24 protein-coding genes are annotated in these 18,877 nt (G+C 64.3%); 12 read left to right on the top strand and 12 right to left on the bottom strand.

All coding sequences use genetic code 11. The annotated features are described in order from the left end of the window. Window positions 1–71: 71 nt before the first annotated feature. From ABMA10_RS07605 to ABMA10_RS07590, 4 genes are all read right to left on the bottom strand, one after another. Entirely contained in the window at window positions 72–908 is an 837-nt protein-coding gene (locus ABMA10_RS07605; RefSeq protein WP_347867066.1) for an NAD(P)H-binding protein, read from the bottom strand. Between the two features lie 162 nt (window positions 909–1,070). Further along, window positions 1,071–1,418 carry a hypothetical protein gene (locus ABMA10_RS07600; protein ID WP_347867067.1) on the bottom strand — a complete coding sequence of 116 codons (348 nt, stop codon included), beginning with the start codon at window positions 1,416–1,418 and terminating at the stop codon, window positions 1,071–1,073. A 353-nt stretch (window positions 1,419–1,771) separates the two neighbouring features. Beyond that, window positions 1,772–2,329, bottom strand: a complete 558-nt coding sequence (locus ABMA10_RS07595; RefSeq protein WP_414693610.1) for a DUF1992 domain-containing protein — start codon at window positions 2,327–2,329, stop codon at window positions 1,772–1,774. Between the two features lie 128 nt (window positions 2,330–2,457). After that, window positions 2,458–3,747, bottom strand: a complete 1,290-nt coding sequence (locus ABMA10_RS07590) for an MFS transporter (protein WP_431031395.1) — start codon at window positions 3,745–3,747, stop codon at window positions 2,458–2,460. A 156-nt stretch (window positions 3,748–3,903) separates the two neighbouring features. On the opposite strand from ABMA10_RS07590, the gene ABMA10_RS07585 reads away from it, so the two are divergent. Further along, the gene (locus tag ABMA10_RS07585; protein WP_414693609.1) at window positions 3,904–4,047 is read left to right on the top strand and encodes a sigma factor-like helix-turn-helix DNA-binding protein; all 144 of its coding nucleotides are present in this window, start codon (window positions 3,904–3,906) and stop codon (window positions 4,045–4,047) included. 402 nt (window positions 4,048–4,449) lie between these two features. Here ABMA10_RS07585 and ABMA10_RS07580 read toward each other — a convergent pair whose 3' ends face one another. Together ABMA10_RS07580 and ABMA10_RS07575 are read right to left on the bottom strand one after the other, a co-directional pair. Further along, entirely contained in the window at window positions 4,450–4,758 is a 309-nt protein-coding gene (locus ABMA10_RS07580) for a hypothetical protein (RefSeq protein ID WP_347867069.1), read from the bottom strand. Next, entirely contained in the window at window positions 4,755–5,375 is a 621-nt protein-coding gene (locus tag ABMA10_RS07575) for a TetR family transcriptional regulator (RefSeq protein WP_431031394.1), read from the bottom strand. Before ABMA10_RS07575 ends, ABMA10_RS07580 begins: the two co-directional genes overlap by 4 nt. 96 nt (window positions 5,376–5,471) lie before the next feature. Between ABMA10_RS07575 and ABMA10_RS07570 the strand changes: the two genes are divergently transcribed. From ABMA10_RS07570 to ABMA10_RS07550, 5 genes are all read left to right on the top strand, one after another. Next, window positions 5,472–6,113 (top strand): hypothetical protein, encoded by a 642-nt coding sequence (locus tag ABMA10_RS07570; protein WP_431031519.1) that lies wholly within the window; start codon window positions 5,472–5,474, stop codon window positions 6,111–6,113. A gap of 20 nt (window positions 6,114–6,133) precedes the next feature. Further along, window positions 6,134–7,066 (top strand): lysostaphin resistance A-like protein, encoded by a 933-nt coding sequence (locus tag ABMA10_RS07565; protein ID WP_431031393.1) that lies wholly within the window; start codon window positions 6,134–6,136, stop codon window positions 7,064–7,066. 95 nt (window positions 7,067–7,161) lie between these two features. After that, on the top strand, window positions 7,162–7,545 hold the full coding sequence (locus ABMA10_RS07560; RefSeq protein WP_431031392.1) for a GntR family transcriptional regulator: 384 nt from the start codon (window positions 7,162–7,164) through the stop codon (window positions 7,543–7,545). After that, window positions 7,538–8,386 carry an ABC transporter ATP-binding protein gene (locus ABMA10_RS07555; RefSeq protein WP_347867072.1) on the top strand — a complete coding sequence of 283 codons (849 nt, stop codon included), beginning with the start codon at window positions 7,538–7,540 and terminating at the stop codon, window positions 8,384–8,386. Before ABMA10_RS07560 ends, ABMA10_RS07555 begins: the two co-directional genes overlap by 8 nt. Continuing rightward, a complete protein-coding gene (locus tag ABMA10_RS07550; protein WP_431031391.1) occupies window positions 8,383–9,021 on the top strand; it encodes an ABC-2 transporter permease in 639 nt (212 codons plus the stop codon). The genes ABMA10_RS07555 and ABMA10_RS07550 overlap by 4 nt, the downstream gene beginning before the upstream one ends. A gap of 194 nt (window positions 9,022–9,215) precedes the next feature. On the opposite strand, the gene ABMA10_RS07545 is transcribed toward ABMA10_RS07550, so the two are convergent. The 3 genes from ABMA10_RS07545 to ABMA10_RS07535 form a co-directional block, all read right to left on the bottom strand. After that, window positions 9,216–9,659, bottom strand: coding sequence for an HIT family protein (locus ABMA10_RS07545; RefSeq protein WP_347867090.1), 444 nt, complete (start codon window positions 9,657–9,659; stop codon window positions 9,216–9,218). A 288-nt stretch (window positions 9,660–9,947) separates the two neighbouring features. Further along, window positions 9,948–10,595, bottom strand: a complete 648-nt coding sequence (locus ABMA10_RS07540; protein ID WP_347867074.1) for a LysE family translocator — start codon at window positions 10,593–10,595, stop codon at window positions 9,948–9,950. 321 nt (window positions 10,596–10,916) lie between these two features. After that, window positions 10,917–11,411, bottom strand: a complete 495-nt coding sequence (locus tag ABMA10_RS07535; protein ID WP_431031390.1) for an NUDIX domain-containing protein — start codon at window positions 11,409–11,411, stop codon at window positions 10,917–10,919. Window positions 11,412–11,572: 161 nt separating this feature from the next. Between ABMA10_RS07535 and ABMA10_RS07530 the strand changes: the two genes are divergently transcribed. Beyond that, window positions 11,573–12,343 carry a dienelactone hydrolase family protein gene (locus ABMA10_RS07530; protein ID WP_347867076.1) on the top strand — a complete coding sequence of 257 codons (771 nt, stop codon included), beginning with the start codon at window positions 11,573–11,575 and terminating at the stop codon, window positions 12,341–12,343. 190 nt (window positions 12,344–12,533) lie between these two features. Further along, complete coding sequence (locus ABMA10_RS07525) at window positions 12,534–13,025, top strand: NUDIX domain-containing protein (protein ID WP_431031389.1); 492 nt, start codon at window positions 12,534–12,536, stop codon at window positions 13,023–13,025. A gap of 70 nt (window positions 13,026–13,095) precedes the next feature. Here ABMA10_RS07525 and ABMA10_RS07520 read toward each other — a convergent pair whose 3' ends face one another. Further along, the gene (locus ABMA10_RS07520) at window positions 13,096–13,389 is read right to left on the bottom strand and encodes a hypothetical protein (RefSeq protein WP_347867078.1); all 294 of its coding nucleotides are present in this window, start codon (window positions 13,387–13,389) and stop codon (window positions 13,096–13,098) included. Window positions 13,390–13,568: 179 nt separating this feature from the next. Between ABMA10_RS07520 and ABMA10_RS07515 the strand changes: the two genes are divergently transcribed. After that, a complete protein-coding gene (locus tag ABMA10_RS07515; protein WP_431031388.1) occupies window positions 13,569–14,471 on the top strand; it encodes a hypothetical protein in 903 nt (300 codons plus the stop codon). A 405-nt stretch (window positions 14,472–14,876) separates the two neighbouring features. On the opposite strand, the gene ABMA10_RS07510 is transcribed toward ABMA10_RS07515, so the two are convergent. Beyond that, complete coding sequence (locus ABMA10_RS07510) at window positions 14,877–15,575, bottom strand: SDR family NAD(P)-dependent oxidoreductase (RefSeq protein ID WP_347867080.1); 699 nt, start codon at window positions 15,573–15,575, stop codon at window positions 14,877–14,879. Between the two features lie 101 nt (window positions 15,576–15,676). Between ABMA10_RS07510 and ABMA10_RS07505 the strand changes: the two genes are divergently transcribed. Continuing rightward, the gene (locus tag ABMA10_RS07505; RefSeq protein ID WP_347867081.1) at window positions 15,677–16,522 is read left to right on the top strand and encodes a helix-turn-helix transcriptional regulator; all 846 of its coding nucleotides are present in this window, start codon (window positions 15,677–15,679) and stop codon (window positions 16,520–16,522) included. A 311-nt stretch (window positions 16,523–16,833) separates the two neighbouring features. Here the strand turns inward: ABMA10_RS07505 and ABMA10_RS07500 are convergent, their stop codons facing one another. Next, window positions 16,834–17,319: an Lrp/AsnC family transcriptional regulator gene (locus ABMA10_RS07500; RefSeq protein WP_347867082.1), complete on the bottom strand. Its 486-nt coding sequence runs from the start codon at window positions 17,317–17,319 to the stop codon at window positions 16,834–16,836. 91 nt (window positions 17,320–17,410) lie between these two features. On the opposite strand from ABMA10_RS07500, the gene ABMA10_RS07495 reads away from it, so the two are divergent. Together ABMA10_RS07495 and ABMA10_RS07490 are read left to right on the top strand one after the other, a co-directional pair. Next, window positions 17,411–18,025: a YitT family protein gene (locus tag ABMA10_RS07495; protein WP_347867083.1), complete on the top strand. Its 615-nt coding sequence runs from the start codon at window positions 17,411–17,413 to the stop codon at window positions 18,023–18,025. Window positions 18,026–18,195: 170 nt separating this feature from the next. Next, window positions 18,196–18,849: a ScbR family autoregulator-binding transcription factor gene (locus tag ABMA10_RS07490; RefSeq protein WP_347867084.1), complete on the top strand. Its 654-nt coding sequence runs from the start codon at window positions 18,196–18,198 to the stop codon at window positions 18,847–18,849. The last annotated feature ends 28 nt before the right edge of the window (window positions 18,850–18,877 follow it).

Below are 18,877 nucleotides of genomic sequence, written 5' to 3'. Positions count from 1 at the left end.
CGCTACACCTGCAGACTCCTCACCGGTATACCCGGATCTGTTCGGACGGCGCCCTCGGATCCGTCACGCGCTCAGCGCTGGGCGACCTCGGCTTCGTGGTCGCGCAGACCCGCCATCTCGTTCGCAACATCTCCGATGTTCGCGGGTGCGCGGCTGAGGAGCTCAGCGAGATCTGGGCTCTCGGAGGCGAATACGCCGCGCCGAATGAGCGGAAAGAGGACAGCGAACGGTCCGGTGTCCGCATCGCTGACTTCCTCATGGCTGATCGGCCTTCCGAGAACCACTGCCAGTGCCGCTGCCATGTCACTGAAGTCCCACCGGGGGCCGCGAAGCTCCCACAGTGTCTTCTTCGGCATGGTGAAAGAGGCAGTTGCGGCAGCTTCGCCCAGGTCGGCGATCGATGCGGTTGTCAGGCTCTGTCCGCTGCTCGCCGACGTGATCGTTGCGCCAGCCCTGGCCTGGGTGATTGCACGGTCGACGAAAGCGTCCGTGTAGAGCGCGTTCCGCAGGATCGCATGATTCATACCGCTTTCCGCGAGCGCGTCCTCGGCCGCGGAGTGGCCGGGATCGTGCCGCGCTCCCATGCCGCTCGTGTAGACCACGTGACGCACTCCGGCGGTCACGGCCGACTCGACAACGGTGCGATGCTGCTCGGACCGTACCGAAGGGTCGAGAACCGGGCTCGAAACGAAGATCACACGTTCCGCTCCGGTGAAGGCAGCGTCCAAGGAAGCTGAATCCGAATAGTCCGCAACGAAGGCGGTCAGGCCTTGGGCCGCGAATTGCGATGCGGCTCGGTCAGTGCGCACGAGGACGCGTACGTCTGGGGTGGGCACGCGGCCCAGCAGGCTGCGGAGCGCAGCGCTTCCGAGGTTGCCGGTGACTCCGGTTACAAGAAAAACAGTCATTACGTACTCCAGGTGAGAGATTTTGTGCGGGTCGAATCGAGCGGGAACCCGAAGGTGGGTTCCCGTTCGAAGGCGCACAGAATCGCCATCCCTGGACGACGTAGCGGACTACTGCTGCGACAGAGGATGCTGGTTAGGCAACACGACGAATGAGCATTCAGTTCACTCTAGACCGGGCGCGGTCGAGTCATGGATCTCAGGCACCTGTGACTGCTGGCCGCGCGGCGTCCGCACGATGTGCGAGCCGTCGGCGTTGATCCCGTTGGGTGGACCGTCGCGGTCGGACGTGCGGGGCACGTCGTAGCGGACGAGTGCGTCGGCGCGTTCGAGGCTCGGCTGCACACTCATCAGCACCCGTTTCAGAGGATCGATGTCCCAGGCGATCACGAAGTACACGTCGGCGCCACCCTTGTCCCGTCGTCGTTCGATGACGGCCTTCGGGATGACCGGGTCGTTCCGCATCACGAGCCACGTGTCGTGGTCGAGTCGGATCGGTCGCGGACGCGTCATGTGTCGAACATACGTTCGAATGTTGATCCAAGCAAGTCCACCCGAGGTGTCATGTCGCAGGACATCGGTGACAGTTCTGCATCAGGACATCGGTGACAGTTCTGTATCAGGACATCGGTGACTGACCTCTCAGCTCACCAACTCGGCAGGCAAGCGGCCTTCGCTAGCGCGATGGATCATCACGGTCCTGGTTCTCGCCGGGTTCTGGACGACATACTTCCTCGTCGTGCGCTCCTGGCCACCCGCTGGGTCCTGGCCCGCGACCCCACACATCGAACGGTCCCCGATGGTGCGGAGCGATCTCAGTCACATACCGTCCGGACCTCGCAGAAAGGGGGCACTGCCGGCTGGGTTCAGCGATGGAACCAGCGGCGCTTAGACCTGATTGGGCTCAGTAGGTCGACTCGAGAGGGCGTTCTCTTGCTCGTGCGTCGCTCGGACCAGGCAGCGACGTCGGCGTCGATGTCGCGCAGCGGGGTGACCACAGGAGGGCCACCGTGTAGTTGACGTCGAGCCTCAATCACGCGTCTATTGAAATCGGCGAGTTTTCCTCGCACATCTACTTCGCGGTTCAAACGATCGAGTTGATCATCCAGCTCATCGTCTTCGACACGGAGCATGATCGCAGGTGGGCCGAGTCCAGTGAGATTTTCGGTTTCAATCTTCCGACGTATCCACCAGTCTGGGTCGTGGTGAGTGCCCAGTCCTTCCAACGGTTTCCCTGCGCCAGGGAGATTGTCGAATTCGCCCCGTCGAATCGCGAGCTGGATCGCCGTTTCAATGAAAGCGTCCTTGTTCTCAGCGGTCAGGCCGGTTGACGAGTGGTGCTCGTCGTTGGCTCCTTGCGAACGGTAGTCGTCCATTGCGCGCTTGGCTGCGGATAGAGCAGCATCGTCCATCGAATCCGACATCGAGTTGACCTCCGTCGACTCAGGATACATCGAGTGGATATGCGGGTTACGGGCCACTGCACGCATCACCCGGACCGACGGAGCTCTACGTGATTCTGGCCGTTAGCCGTTCATCGCCGACCGCCGAGTCATTCGATGGAGACATCTGCGACGTCCTCGTGACGAGCGTTGAGGAGCGGAGACAGCGCGACGACGAGGGCCGCGGCGGCAAACGCGATCGTGGCGACTCCGATGGTCGGCTGGTAGCCAAGAACCGTTGCAAGAAATCCTGTTAGCAGCGCCCCGAAGAAGAACACGACTCGGTTCACTGTGCGGATGGTCGAGTTCATCCGGCCCTGCATATGGTCGGGCGCGACGGCCTGTCGGTAGCCGGTGTCGTTCGCGTCCTCAATACCCATCGACAGTCCGTAAAGGAACTGAGCAACGGAGATCACGGAGACGAGCACGGGGAGACTGCTTGACGCGTCGAGAGGCATCACCGAAAGCACGAGCCACGGCACGATGACGAGGGTCCGGCCGAGGAGGATCGCCCGTCCCGCGCCGAGCTTGGCACCGATACGGGGGGCCAGCATGGCACCGAGGAAACCGCCTACGCCACCGAAAGCCAGCGTAAGGCCGAACGCCCAGGGAGGGAGAGCGAGATCTCGCAGGACGAACACGGCGAACACGGTCGCTGCGATGCTGTTCCCGAGGAACCAGATGTGCACGGAGAGCGCGAGCGGGCGAAGCGTGCGGTGCCCATACGTGTACCGCATGCCTTCGACAATGTCGTGTCCGATGTGGCGTCCTTCGGGGCGTCGCTGCGGTCGTGCTTCCTGAACGACAATACGGGACTGCAGAATTGCGGCCACCGCGTTGACTACCGCCTCGAAGGCGAAGAGGATCGGCGCACCGAGCAGGCTGAGCAGTACTCCGCCGAGCGCCGGTCCGGCCGTGCCGGCGACGGTCTCGCTCTGTGCCAGCCGAGAGTTAGCCATCACGAGCGAACTTCGCGGAACGATATGGGGGAGAAACGGCTGGGCCGCGGAGTCCGCGAACAGGGTCAACACGCCGAGCAAAAGGATGACGACCGCGAACGACGAGAAGCTGAGCGTACCGGTCAAAAGCAGCGCGGGAATCGCCCCGAGGACGACTACGCGTCCGACGCTGGTGATCACGAGCGTCCGCTGGCGCCGCCATCGGTCCATGAGCGCGCCGATGATCAGACCGAAGAACAGATAAGGGACGACCCCGAGCGCACTCAGAATGCTGATCTCGACTGGGCTGGCGTTCAGCACGCTGACGATCAGAACCTGGAAGGCGACCCCGGCGATCGCACTCCCGAAGGCACGGATAGTAGTAGCGCTCCAGAACAGCGCGAAAGACGGAAGGCGAAGCACCTCGGGCAACACGCCGGGTCGTTCCGCACCGTCGCTCATGCGCTCAGTGTACTGAGGTGCCTCAATTGTGCGGACGGAGTGTCACCAGCAAGAATGCCCGGACTGTCACCGATGTCCTGGTGACACCTCTCGTGGTCTTCGTGGTGACAGTCGAGTGCCGATTCGAGCGAGTTGCATTGAGCTACTGCGTTTCTTTTGCCGCGTTTTGGACAGTATTGGGACGGGTTCAAGTCATCCGAAGCGGCAGAGATTCTTGGATTGAACCCGTCCACGGCCCGATCCCGATTGGCGAAGGTACTGCATGAACTCCATGCATCACTTGCCGCATCGATTCGGTAGCGTCGTCTGGCGGTAGGCCCTGGCGCTGCTACATGCATGCCGCGAAAGCGCAAACTCGGATGAGGCGCAGCCGCGCGCTCCTACCGCCGTCGAATACCACCGCGTCTACGCAGCCGAGAAGCGCAGAATTCTCCGCGGCATCCTCGCGATCGTGCTCGTGTTCGTCGGGCTTATGGCGGAACGCCGCCCTGGTGAGCACGCCGATCGCACTGCAATAAATCGAGGGCGACTGGAAGATCGTCCTGAACAGTCGTGCTCAATCGCCGTCGCCGTCCATCGTGATCGATGACCTCGAAGGCTACATTCCGTGGTCGGCCAGCTAGCGCCATGTCGTCTCAGCAATCCTCATCGGCTTCAGAACCCGTGCACCCCGGTAGCCCGTCGCACGTCGGTCTCGGGTCATCACGGTGAAGGCTGCGCACCTTCATCGATTCGCCGCCAGATCTGTCCGCAGAGCAGCCCGATAGACCCTGCGACGGCAGAGATGACGATGGCCATGGTGAGCGAGCTTGCCGACATCACTCCCGCGACGATGAACAGTGACAACACGAACGCGATCCCGTTCAGCAGTACTGAGAATTTGTTGGACCAGCGGTTCCACCGTTGGGCGCGCGCTGTTGTCTCATCATTCGCAATTCGTCGATCAAGAAACAGGGCGATGAGCAACAGTGGAACCACCTGCAGTGCAGCTTCGTAGAGGAGAGTACTCACGCCGCGCTCCACGCTGTCGTGACGGCGTGTACGGCGAGGCGGAGCGTTTCCGTTTCGCCCTCAACCCGCACCGCCTCGGCGGGCAGAGCACGCTCGGTCATGAGGCCGCTGATCACGGTTGCGAGGAATCGTGCCCGCTGCTCGATCTCGCCCGCGGGAATTGCGCCCTCCTCGATGAGCGTGGCCAACCATCGCTCGATACGATGGCGCCCCATCCGCTCGAGCGCGAGGTAGGTGGCCGCCTCGTCATCGGAGGGCACGGAGGCCACGTACGCCTCATAGAGAGCACCCCACTGGGTGCGGGCGCGATCACCGACACCCACCTGCGCGAGGATCAGCCGTAGACATTCCGTGAGGCGCGCGATCGGCGTCAGGCTGTGATCGTTGATCGGGTCGTGGGGAATGTCGACGTCGTATATCCCGGCGACGACGGTGTCGATGAGGGCGCGCTGCGTGGGAAAGAAATGTCGCAGCGAGCCCGTGCTCACCTGGGCGCGAGAAGCGACGGCCCGAACACTCAATCGCGCGGTCGGGTTCTCGCCGAGCATCGTCGCTGCCGCGATCAGGATCTTGTCCCGCGTGCCCGATTCCTTCGATGTGGCCAACTGACCATTCATGGCATGCTCCTCGTCACGAAGTTTTGTCACAGTGTGCTAGCTTAGCTTCTCAATCACTATCACGCTGTACTAGTTTGTGGATGAGGAGTGGAAAAGATGCGGCATACAAGCTGGCGACGGCGGCGCGTACGTTCCGGGTCCGGTGAGCCGCTGCGGCGTTTCCGCTGGTGGCAGATGCTCGGCAGGTCCCTCCGTTCGATCACGCTCACGTCTCTCGACGGGACAACGTCCACCTATACGATTGACGTTCGTCACGCCGGCGACATGACGGACGGGGCGATACGGGCGCGTCTCTACGTGGACGAATCGCTTCATTCGTATTCAACGATGCCGGCGCGCTTCGCAGTACCGGGCGGGCGCATCGACGTCACCATCAATGGCCTCGGCCTCAAACGCTGCCACTACGTCCGCACAGACGGCAGCGAGGTCCAACTGACACCCGATCCCACCTCGGCCGAAGGGCGCCGCGCCCGACTGCACCGCAGGCATCCAAGCCTGAGCCGGCTCATCGGCATCGTTTCGGCCGCGCTGGTCCTCGCCGGCCTGTGCGTCACAGTGCCGCAGATCATCGAATCGATCTCCCAGATCCCGCCCATCGCAGACTCGATCGGAACCTTCACCTCGCCTGTGCAGCTCTCACTCCAGGTCAATCTGCTCATCGGGCTCGCGGCCGTCATCGGCAGCATGGAGCGGGCCCTGCGGATGCGATCGAGCTGGATCGACGAACTCGCCAGCTAGCCCCACGAAAGGCAACAACCATGTCGAACACCACGTCCGACTGGCTCCTCCAGGTCGACGATCCAGTGCCGACTCCGCGCACTCCCACGGCCGTCGAATACCACCGCGTCTGCGCAGGCGAGAAGCGCAGAATACTCCGCGGCATCCTCGCGATCGCGCTCGTGTTCGTCGGGCTAGTCGCATTCGCGCAGGTGTTCCTGATCGGCGCCCGCCTCATCGACACCGAACTCCTCGGACGAACCGGCTTCACCCCGCTCCAGCAAGCCGCCGGCGCGCTCTCGCTCGCGGTACTCATCCCCTACTGCATGCTGTTGCAACGCCTGCTGTACGGAGTCCCTTTCCGTTCGCTGCACTCCGTGGCCGGACGCTTCCGATACGGCGTCTTCGGTCGATCGCTCCTCGCCTTCGGCCCCGCGCTCCTCATCGTCGTCGCAGCCGGCTTCCTGCTGGCACCCGCCGAGCAGGTTCCGTGGACGACCGTGGATCTGGTCACCTCCTTCGTGATCGGCATGCTGCTGATCCCCCTGGCGGCGGCGGGAGAGGAGTACGCCTTCCGCGGATTCATGTTCCGGGTGATCGGCGGATGGACCCGCACTGCAGGATTCGGCGCCGTGATCGGCATCATCATCCCCACCGTCCTCTTCTCGCTGTTCCACGGCTCACTCGACCCCTACATCCTCACCTCCTACCTCGTCCTCTTCGGGTCGCTTGCGATCGTCACCTGGCGCACCGGAGGACTCGAGACCGCCGTCGTCCTCCACATCGTCTACAACGTCACGGCCCTCGTCCTCGGCACCACGCTGCACGTCGACATCGGCGGCGCACTCGACAGTCGCGGCGAAATCTCCGGCTCGATCGCCAACCTCATCCCCAGTGCCGCACTGGCTCTCATCACCGCCGTCGTCTGGTGGATCACCCGGGAGACCGGCCCCGCACGCACCCTCAATCGCTGACAGGAGAGTGGCACTCTCTGCCCGCATGCCGCACCCCATGTCAGACCGGCGCGCTGTTCTGGTGTTATGGTGTCTATATACAGATGGAGGAGTACATGCGGGTGGTCATATCGACGAGCGCGTCAGTGCCGATCTACGACCAGATCAAGACGCAGGTGCGCTCGGCGATCCTGTCGGGCGACGTGCCGACGGGCAGCACGCTGCCGTCGCTGCGGCAGTTGGCAGCTGATCTGCGGGTGAGCGTCATCACCGTCACCCGCGCCTACAACGACCTCGTGGCGGAGGGTCTGGTCCGCAACGAGCACGGACGCGGCTTCGTCGTGCGTGAGGTAGACCCGGCTGTCGCGGCCGGGGGGTTGGCGAAGCGCGTCGATGCAGCACTGCTCGAGCTCGTGGTTGCCGCACGCCACGCCCGCATCGACATTGACCACATACACCAACGCCTCGATGAGGCATGGAGGAGCGGAACTGATGACTGACGACATGGTGCGGATCTCGAATCTGCGCATCACCCGACCGGCGTTCGAGATCGGGGACGTCTCGTTCACGATCCCCCGCGGCGCCGTCGTGGGGCTGGTCGGGCCGAACGGCGCCGGCAAGACCACCGTGATCCGCTCCCTCCTCGGACTCCTGACCCCGGACGCCGGCCAGATCGAGGTGCTCGGGCATCCCGCAGGTTCCAGCACGGCGCTATCGAAGACGGGCGTCGTGCTCGACCAGCCCACCGCCGCCGCCGAGTGGCGGGTGCATTCGCTCGGCCGCCGCCTCGCTCCGTTCTACACGGACTGGGATGTCGAGCTGTTCACCGATCTCCTCGACCGCCTCGACGTGCCCCAAGGCCAGCGAGTCGGCGAGCTCTCCCGCGGCCAGGGCGTGAAGCTCTCTCTCGCCTCCGCCCTCGCGCAGCGACCAGAGCTGCTGATCCTCGACGAGCCCTCCAGCGGCCTCGACCCCGCGTCCCGACGCGAGATCGGCGACGTGATCCGCCAGTTCATGGTCGACCCACATCACGCGGTGTTGTTCTCGACACACATCACGACCGACCTCGACAACCTGGCCGATGAGCTCATCGTGCTCATCGGTGGCCGGATCGCCCACCACGGTCCCCTGCCCGACGCGAAAGAGGACTTCGCGATGGCGCGAAGCACCGGCGAGGTGCCGGACGGCACCCTCGGCGTCCAACACCTCGGCGAGCAGTGGTCCGCTCTGATCCGCACCGACGACTCCGCAAAGTTCGGACCCGAGGTTGTGATCGATGAGGCCACCATCGATGACATCATCATCCACCTCGCCGCCGCACACGAGGAGGCAACAGCATGACCTTCGCATTCACCCGATTCGACCTGATGTCCTGGTTCCCCCGCAGACAGACGCTGCTGCCGCTGGCATTCATCGTCATCGTCGGAATCGCGCTCCCCGTCCCCGGAATGGCGATCGCCGCCTCGGCCTTTGTCACCTCGCTGATGCTGTCGACGCCATTCCTCGGCGACGAGCGCGACCGCCTCGACACCCTCTATGGGGTCCTACCCATCTCTCGCCGCGCCATCGTCGTCGGCCGGGCTCTGTCCATCCTGCTTTACGGCGTCGTTGCGATGACCATCGCGACCGTCACGACGCTGAGCGTCGCAGCAATCCGCGGAACCACGATCGCACCCGAGCTCCTGATGACCGGCTACGCAGCCTCGTTCGCGATCATCGGCCTACCGGTCGGCGTGCAGCTGCCGGTGCTCTTCCGTATCGGATACTCCCGCGGACGCCTCGTGGTCTACGCGCCCGTTCTCCTCATCGCCGGAGCAGCCTGGATCAACCAGGCCACGAGTGTTATCGACGGCGACATCATCAATACGATCCCACTCGAGGTCGGCGTCGGCGCCTGCGTCGCCATCGGCACGCTCGGCATCATCACCGGGACGCTCCTCGCCGTCCGGCTCTACACAACACGCGAGCTCCGCTGACGCCTCACGGAAACACCAGCGCTCCTTCATACGAAGGGTCCCGCTCGTAGCGCAAGGAAGTCACCACCGTCCCGGTCGGTGCGATCTCGGGCTGGTACTCCTTGAACCTCGACGACGCGGCGCTGCTCTGAGGACAGAGAACCCACGGTTCCTCTGAAGTTTCGTTCAGCGGGCGCCGAGAAGACGGTGCCGTCTCAACCGGGTGAGGAGATGCTCGACTCTCCAGCGTCGACACCGGGCTCCCACGCCGACGCGAGCGCTGCCAAAGACCTGCCGAATGCCTCCGTCGACAGATAGGTCGGCCCGTCAGCGATGTTGACGTTGCGGCGAGGATCGTCGGTGGCATGCTGCGGGAGCAGATGGCAATGGAGGTGCGGCATGCGATGCCCCATGACGAGGTAGTCGAGTTTTTTGGGCTGAAAGACCTCATCGATTGCGCGTGCTGCATGCTGCACATCGCTCCAGAACGCCCAGAGGGCAGCCGGGGTGAGCTCAGCCATGTCCGTGATGTGTGCTCTGAGGATCACGAGACAGTACCCGGGATGTTCCTGGTTTCTGGCTAGTCTGACGTGACTCGTTTCCGTCGTTGCCACAAGCGCACTGTGGTCATTGATCGGCAAATGCGCATCGGTGCACATGCCGCACGTGTCCGCCGACGTCAGCGCCGCCCACTCATCTTCCGACCACCACACACTGCAACAGTAGGCTCAGCCAGCTGTTCAATGCACGTTCGCACGCGGGTCCATCACCGCAACCACAGCGGTTACTTTCGGCGTTCTTAGGCCGAAGGGTAGTGAACAGACGAGCGGCCAGAGCCGCAAACCATGGCTTCCGCACGGTCCTTGGAGGGGAACCTCATCGTCGAACGACATTTGAGCGTAACCATCGCGACTGGCACCGCTTCGGCTCGCCGGATCGTGTCGTGGTTACGGAGCGACGGCGGGGGCGGGAGCGTCGATTGCGAGCTTCACACCGATCGCGCCGAGAAGTGTTCCGGTAATCCATTTCTGCCATCGCATCCATGTTGGCTTGCGCTGCAGAAAGGTGGCGACTGAGCCTGCAGCGACAATGATCGCGCCGTTCACCGCGACGCCGACGAGGATCTGAATCGCACCGAGCTGGAAGCCTTGTGCCACGACGCTGCCCGCGGCGGGGTCGATGAACTGCGGGATGAGCGCCAGGTAGAGAATCGCGACTTTCGGGTTGAGGAGGTTCGTCAGGAGCCCCATGCGGAAGAGTTTGCCGAACGAGTCACGCGGAAGTTCATTGGTTTCGAACAGCGACTTCCCGCCCGGGCGAAGCGTCTTGTAGGCGAGCCAGAGGAGGTAGACGGCCCCCGCAACCTTCAGCGCGATGAACAGCCATGGGACGACGAGAAAGACTGCCGCCAATCCGAGGTTCGCCATGACCATGTACACCACGAAGCCGACTGCCGTACCGGACAGTGACATCATCCCCGCACGCCATCCTTGGCTGATACTGCGAGAGACCAGGTACATCATGTTCGGCCCCGGGGTGAGGGCGAGCCCAAGCTCGATGAGCGCGATACCGGCAGCGGAGGACAACGAGATCATGCGCGCTTCTTTCATGAGGTGGGTTCAACGAGCATCCCCCTCGATGCTGCAGCAAGTCTCCCATTCCTCGGAACCTCATCCATGCTCGAATCTGACGAGGCACTGCCTACGCCACTCATGCACCAAGGTTGTGGCACACGGTCCTCGATTTCGTCACACGAAGCGTAGAGCGCCTGCCAGCGCCGTCGGGGAGGTCCTGAGTGGCAAATCGCGGCATCCTTGATGGGTGCCGCCGCTACTGGCACGTTGATGCGGCCGGCGTGATCAGCGGAGGTTGATGCTTCAGCGCAGACCATCCGGGTGACGCGCACATACGGTTCCTCACCGGGCGGCGTCGCGAAGAACCCGGTCGATCCATCCATGGCGAGGCAGCGCACTGATCACGGACAGGTCGTACCAGGCAACCTCGATCAGCTCCGCCTGCTCCAGCTCGAAGGCAGCGTGCGGCAGCTCACACGCATAGGCGATCGTCACGTAGCTCACCTCGTCTCCATTCGGATACACGCTCCGAAGGTCTGCCCCTCCGTAGGCGCCGACGATCGGGCCGACGATCGGGGTGAGGCCGAGCTCTTCCTCCACTTCACGCTGCACTGCATGCGCGGGTTCCTCACCTGGCTCGATACCACCACCGATGAGACTCCACAGCTCGGTATCGCGCTGTCGGGCGAGGAGAAACCGTTCGTCCCGGCGGATGACCGCCGTCACGCCAGGGAGCAGAATCAGACCATGGCCGACCTGGCTCCTGAGGGACTGAACGTAGGGTGACGTAGGCATCCGTTCACTGTAATCAGCACCGACCGAAGCAGGAGCCGTCACCAAACGATCCTCAGGATTGGCGCAGGCTGCGCCATTGTCGGCGGACCGATTGCCGCGGTAGCGCTGGGTGCTGATGCGGAACTTATCGCAACGATCTACACGTCATTGGCTTACAGCGAAATTAGGCGGGCCAATTCGACGAGGCAGCTACCGTCGGAAGGGTGATTGTGAAACGAGACATTGCCTACAACGTCGACAACGCGAGGATGGTGGGGTATCTGGCTACACCGCAAGGCGTTGGTCCCTGGCCCGTGGTGCTGCTCAGCCACGACGGGGTTGGCCTTGACGATTACCAACGTCGTCGAGTAGATGATCTTGCCGAGCATGGATATCTGACGTTCGCTCTGGATTACCACGGAGGTCGCACCTTCTTCGGGCAGCCCGAAGCGATGCTGGAACGGATCGTGCCGATGATGGCCGACACAGATCGCATGCTCTCACTTGGACGGGCGGCGATGAACGTGCTGCTCGCCGAGCCCGGTGCAGACCCCAATCGGATCGCGGCAGTCGGCTATGGCGCGGGTGCCCGCATCGTGCTGGAACTCGCCCGAGCCGGAGCTGACTTCAAAGCTGTAGCTGTCATCCACCCTGGCCTTCCTCTGGCTCACGCCGACGACTGGGCAGATAAGGATGCGACGTACTTGCTCTCCACCGGTTCTGACGACCCGCTCTGCACTCCTTTCCAGTTGCTTGAATTGGGGAACACCATGCAACAAGCAGGCCTTGACTGGCGCGCGCACATCTATGGCGGAGCCCAGCACGCGTTCTGGGCTCGCCCGAAACAGGGCGCAGGAACCGAGGATGCGCACGCCGAACGAACCGTCCCCGGCGTGGGCTATCACGCCACTCATGCACCAAGGTTGTGGCACACGGTCCTTGATTTCGTCACACGAAGCGTAGAGCGCCTGCCAGCGCCGTCGGGGAGGTCCTGAGTGGCAAATCGCGGCATCCTTGATGGGCGTCGCGTTTTGCTGTTCCCACTGATGCTCAATGGGCTTTGATTTGTCCGGCATTGCCGTCACCGACCGAAGCAGGAGCCGTCACCAAACGATCCTCAGGAACCGAGCACGGACACCCGGACACACTGCGCGTTCTCGCGATCGCGCCCGTATGCTCCCAGGCATGGGATACGTGGGGAGCGATCTTTGGCAACTGCGGCAGCTGGTCGGCCACCGGATGCTGGCACTTCCGAGAGCTCAGATCCTTGTCCTCGATGGCGAGCGGGCGCTGTTCCAGCGTCGTGTGGACAGCGGCCTCTGGGAGATTCCCGCGGGGAGTTGTGAGCCTGAGTCCACCTTCCGGAGTACTGCGGTGGCCGAGTTGCGCGAAGAGACCAGCCTCATCGTCCGCGAGAGCGATCTCGAACCGTTCGCATCCCTCTCCGACCCCGGCGTTCATACCTTGGAGTATCCGAACGGCGATCGCGTCCACGCATTCGCGATGTGCTTCGTCGTGCGCCGTTGGAGCGGCGAGCTTCGTGCGGAGGACGAGGAGGTCGTGGAGTTCGTATGGAGCCCGCTGGACAGACCACCGTCCCCGACGCATCGACCGACGGTCGAAGTGATTCGCCTGTTCCGCGCGTTCCAGAAGGCCGGCGCTTTCCAAGCCGCATAGGACGAGGCGGATAGGAGCCCCGCGCAGTCGCCGACGGAACGCTTCCCGCCACTCCAGCGACCTGGACGGGTCAGTAGTCGATCCGCCCGTGGCGGTTGTGGAACTCCCCCGTCGGTCCGTCGGTCTCGACGAGCGCGAGGGTGACGGTCGCGTCGGTGCCCTCGGTGACGGTCTGGTGCCCGCCGTGCCGGTTGAAGTCCGTCGCGGTGTAACCCGGGTCGCTCACGTTGATCCGGAACGTCGGAAGGTTCTTCGCGTACTGCACCGTCAGCGCGATGACGGCCGCCTTCGACGCTGCGTACGGGATCGCCGGCACGGAGAACTCGTCGGTGCCCTCGGTGCTGAGGAATCGCGGCCAGCCCACACCGGACGCGACGTTGACGATGAGACGCGCGCGCTATACGCGCCCCACGCCGACGAGTCAATCTGTCGTAACGCTCGGGATATTGGTAGCGTGACCAACTGGCAAGCGGATACCCGCATTTGGGGGGCGTCGAGCATGCTTCGTGAATATACATACGAAACTGATGAATGTGAGATTCGATGAAATTGAATAGAAAACGGGCCGCATTGTTCGGAGTGGCAATGTCTGCGGTTATGGTGCTTGGCGCAGGGGGCTTTGCTCAAGCAGCCGAGCAGGAGAAATTCGATCCGCTCGCGGCAGTGCAAGACCGGGCGTTACTCGCCGCAGTGAGCCAGGCACCGAACGAGCAACGTCCCGCGCAAGGTGATCTTCGGGAAGTCGTCCCGAGCGAGCAGACGCCGGTTGCCGCCGTCGCCATCTCACCCATTTCTGAAACGACCGCGGTATACGACACAGTTGCTGATGCTTCAGTGATCTCTGAGGCGTCCTACGGAATCGTGACGGGCACCGGGGCTGAGAATACAAGTGCGAGTTTCGTGGTGATCAGAGATGCCAGTGCGCCTACTTCACATGACTTCGCGATCGGTGACCCAGGAACCACATTGGCTGTGGCTGAGGATGGCAGTGTCATCGTGACCGATGCCCATGGGCAAGCCATCAACTATCTGATGGCGCCGTGGGCGCGTGATGCCAACAACGTCGAGCTGGCAACGCATTACACCGTGGCCGACAACGTCGTGACACAACACGTGGACACGACAGGAGCGGTGTTCCCGGTGGTCGCCGACCCAACCACCGGTTGCGGCACCGGATGGTGCTCGGTGTACTTTGACCACGCCGAAACGAAGGCCATCGCTGCGGGCGGACCGACAGGCGCAGGCGCGCTCACCGCAGGCTGCGCGCTCCTGAATCCCGTGGTTGGCGCAGGATGTGCCATTGTGGGCGGAGCGATTGCCGCGGTGGCGCTAGGCGCTGATGCGAATGGCAATTGCGTCGGTATCGTCGGATACGGCTTCCCGGGCACGCCGTACGGTGGCTGGAATCCGTTCATCGAGAATCAGGGCTCAAGTCACTGCCCGTAAGGAGAGAGTATGAGCGCCCGAATATATCGCACAGGGTTGATCGTCCTCGGGGCGCTCTGCCTCGCGCTGACACCACTGGCAATCATGGGAACAGTCGCTCCCGCAGTCACTGCTGTGGCGTTCGCCGCAGTCATCCTGTGGATCGTCATCCAGGCTGGAACTCGCCGATCTCGGGAGACAAGGTCAGATAGGCGCGTCGACTAGTTGACGTCGCGTTCGAGGCGGCCGTGCGGGATGCTCGTACGGCCGCCTTTCGCGGCTCGGCGTACCCCTCAATGGCGACTACGATCGTCGCCGTGCTGGCGCCTCCGCTTCGGGCACGTTGATGCGGTCGGCGTGATGAGCGGAGGTTGATGCTTCAGCGCAGACCATCCGGGTGTGGCCGGCCGAACAGGCGCGCCAGGGTCAGTAGTCGATCCGCCCGTGGCGGTTGTGGAACTCCCCCATCGGCCCGTCGGTCTCGACGAGCGCGAGGGCGACGGTCGCGTCGGTACCTTCGGTGACGGTCTGGTGCCCGCCGTGCCGGTTGAAGTCCGTCGCGGTGTAACCCGGGTCACTCACGTTGATTCGGAACGTCGGGAGGTTCTTCGCGTACTGCACCGTCAGCGCGATGACTGCCGCTTTCGAGGCAGCGTATGGGATCGCCGGCACGGGGAACTCGTCGGTGCCCTCGGTCGTGAGGAACCGAGGCCAGCCCACACCGGAGGCGACGTTGACGATGACGGGGTGGGCGGACCGGCGCAACAGCGGTAGCGCAGCCTGCGTGACGCGCACGACACCGAGCACATTGGTGGCGAGGACGTGGTCCATCGTTTCCGCGGTGAGGTCGTCGACCCCGAACGAGGTGCCGAGGATGCCGGCGTTGTTGATCAGGACGTCGAGCTCCGGCAGCGAGGCGAGCGCTGCATCGACACTGGCCTGGTCGGTGACGTCGAGTTGGACGGGAATCGCGCCGAGAGCTCGGGCGGCGTCCCCCGTGGTCAGGTCGCGCATCCCGGCATACACCGTGTGGCCTGCGTCGATGAGTCGGCGGGCGGTCTCGAGCCCGAGGCTCTTGTTGGCTCCAGTGATGAGGGTGGTCCGGGTGATCGGTGTCGTTGTCATGGATCGATCCTGCGCTCGTGCCGTCAGAATTCCCAGGCCCCCGCTGACGGTGGGACTGCGAGTACCACCGAGTCGGCATGGAACAGGCGCATGATGGAGCCATGAATGAATTCGCCCAGGTGCTGCGGTCCTGGCGCGACCGCGTCTCCCCGGCCGAGGTCGGCCTCCCTGCCGGCGCTGGACGACGCTCCCCAGGGCTCCGGCGCGAGGAGCTTGCTGCGCTGGCCGGAATCAGCGTCGACTACATCGTCAGGCTCGAGCAGGGCCGGGCACAGCACCCGTCCCCGCAGCTGTTGCGGTCGCTCGCCGTCGCACTGCGCCTGACCGACAGCGAGCGCGACCACCTGTACCGGGTGGCCGGTGCAGCTCCGCCTCCCCCAGGCGTCGTCCCGCGGCATGTCGGCCCGGGCGTGCAGCGTATCGTCGACCGCCTCGGCGACGTGCCCATCGCCGTGTTCTCGGCGACCCACGACATCCTCCTCTGGAACCCGATGTGGGCGGCGTTGAACGGCGACCCATCCTTGCTCACCGGGTTGGACCGCAACCTCGTGTGGCGCTACTTCACCTCAGGACACGGCGGCACCGAGTTCGACGCCCGACACGAGGAGGAGTTCGCGAGCGATCTGGCAGCCGACCTCCGCGCCGCCGTCGGCCGGTATCCGCGCGACGGAGCGCTCATGCAGCTCGTCGAACGCCTCCGGGAGGCATCACAGGAGTTCGAGAGCCGGTGGGCAGAGGCGAAAGTCGCCGAACACCGGTCGAGCCGCAAGACGGTCACACGCACGGAGGTCGGCCCCATCACCATCGACTGCGACGTCTTGACCGCCCCCGGCAGCGACCTGCGTATCGTCGTCTACACGGTGACCCCCGGCAGCGCGGACGAGGCCAAGCTCGACCTCCTTCGCGTCGCCGGGCTCCAGACACTCACGCACTCCGCGTCACCATGAGTTGCGGCTCGTCGACCTGGTCGACGAGCCGCACTCATGTGTTCGTGGCGACGCTCCATCTGCCGGACCCGGCGGTCACGCAGCCCGTTGCCCCCAACCGCTGCGTGACCCACCGGATCCGCGTGGCCGTCGCCGCGACCCCCATCGCGTCAGACCCGACCGCAGCCCCGGATCCGGCGCACTCCTGCACGCAGGAAGAGCGGATCGGGTGTCGCAATCGTGCCGGGACGAGCACACATGCACATCGTTTCACAAATAAGGCGATCGCACCAATTAGTGTCACGGTGAGTCGTCTCCGCGAGTCGTCTCAGTCAGTCGGCACTGCTGCGAGCGCGATCCAGCAGCCCCGACATCCGATACGCCACGACCTCTCCGAGCGACACGACAGTACTCGTCCGGACGACCCCGCCGACGGAGTGGAGACGGCTGGTGACATCGCGCAGGCCCGCGGCATCTCGCGCGACGACCTTCGCGAGGAGGTCCGCGTCACCCGTCGTCGAATGCACCTCGACGACCTCGGGGATGGCTGCGAGACCCGCGAACACCTCGTCCGCAGCGCTCTGGCTGATCGAGATCTGCACGAACGCCGTCAGGTCGTAGCCCATCGCGGAGGGGTCGAGACGTCGGCTGACGTCGCCGAGCGCGCCGCTCATCTCGAGGCGGCGCAGGTGCGCGTGCACGGTGTTCCGCGAGACGCCGAGAGTCCTGGAGAGGCCGAGCACCGACAGGGTCGGGTCGGCATCGAGTGCGCGAAGGATCTCTGCGTCGAGAGCACCGAAGGCTGATTCATTGGTCACTTTGCATCCCTACATCGAGAATGGTCCACATTCTGCACAGCTGACGCGCTCTCGGTTGCTCAATCGCCGCTGCACCCACACTCTAGACGGCGTGATCGACCACAGCACACCCCTGACCGGCACGACCGCTCCGGAACCACCCGCGCCAGGCGTGACCATCCTCCGCCATGGTCGCTTCGAGGACCTCTTCAGCCTCCTGCTCGGCGCGCTCGTCGTCTCCTTCGGCCTCTTCGTCCTGCGCAGCGGCGGGGCGGTGACCGGCGGCACCGCGGGCGTCGCCCTCCTCCTGAGCTATGCGTTCCCGGTACCGTTCGGCGTGCTCTTCGGGGCCGTGAACCTGCCGTTCTTCATCATCGCGGTGCGGGGCAAGGGGTGGAGCTTCACCCTGAAGAGCGCCGCCGCGATCATCCTGGTCTCAGCGCTCGCGACCCTCCACCCGTCAGCGATCGGGTTCGGCGTGGTCGAGCTGTCCCCCGTCTACGCGGCAGTTCTCGGGAACATCCTGTGCGGCGTCGGCCTCCTCATCCTGTTCCGCCACGGTTCCAGCCTCGGCGGTTTCAACATCGTCGCCCTCATCCTGCAGGACCGCTTCGGACTCCGCGCCGGCTACGTCCTCATGGCGCTCGACACCGCCGTGATCGTCTCAGCACTCGCGGTGGTCTCCCCGCCACGGCCCTCGTCTCGGGGGTCGGCGCCGTGCTGTTGAACCTGATCCTCGCGCTGAACCATCGCTCGGGCCGCTACCTCGGGTCGTCGACGGGTGTGCGCTCGGAGCGACACCGACAGACCTAGGCTGGACCCACGACAACGCACCATGGCCGGGAGCGCAGAGCGGACCGCATCGACAGCAGTCGCGCGTCGATGAAGGAGGCCGGAATGCAAGCCACACGACGGACACCGACGCAGGAGCGCGGGCAGGTGACACAACAGGCGGTCGTCGAGGGCGCCGCCCAGGTGTTCGACCGCGTCGGATTCGGGAACGCGACCCTGTCCATGATCGCCGAGGCCTCCGGAATCTCGCAGGGGTCGATGTACTTCCACTTCCAATCGAAGGAGCAGATCGCGCTCGCGGTCGTCCATGAGCAGCACGCCCGGTCGCTTCCCGTCATGGGTCAGGCGATCGAGCAGTGCGACAGCGTTCTCGAACGCCTCATCCGTGCGTCGAGAGCCATCGCCGACCAGCTCGAACATGACCCGGTGGTTCGTGCCGGCATCCGACTGGCACTCGACGACGGCTCGCTGAGCGCGCCGACCGGAAGCTTCTACGAGGACTGGATCGCCGGCACCGCTGCCGAGCTGGACGGCGCGTTGCAGAACGGCGAACTCCTGAGCTCGATGTCCGCTCCCGACCTCGCGCGCACACTCATCGGATTCTTCACGGGCGTGCAACTGACCGCGCAGGCGACGACGGGCCGTGCGGACATCGCAGCATCCGTGAACCGGATGTGGAAGCTGACGATCGATGCGATCGTGCCCGTCTCCGGCCGCGCTGCAGCGACCCGAATCCGCGAGGACGCGTTCAGCCACTGAGGCAGTCGACGGCGTATAGGATCTCTGC

Origin of the sequence: Plantibacter sp. RU18 (assembly GCF_050613355.1) — a bacterium.
GTDB lineage: Bacteria > Actinomycetota > Actinomycetes > Actinomycetales > Microbacteriaceae > Plantibacter.
This window is presented reverse-complemented; position numbering and strand designations above follow the sequence as displayed.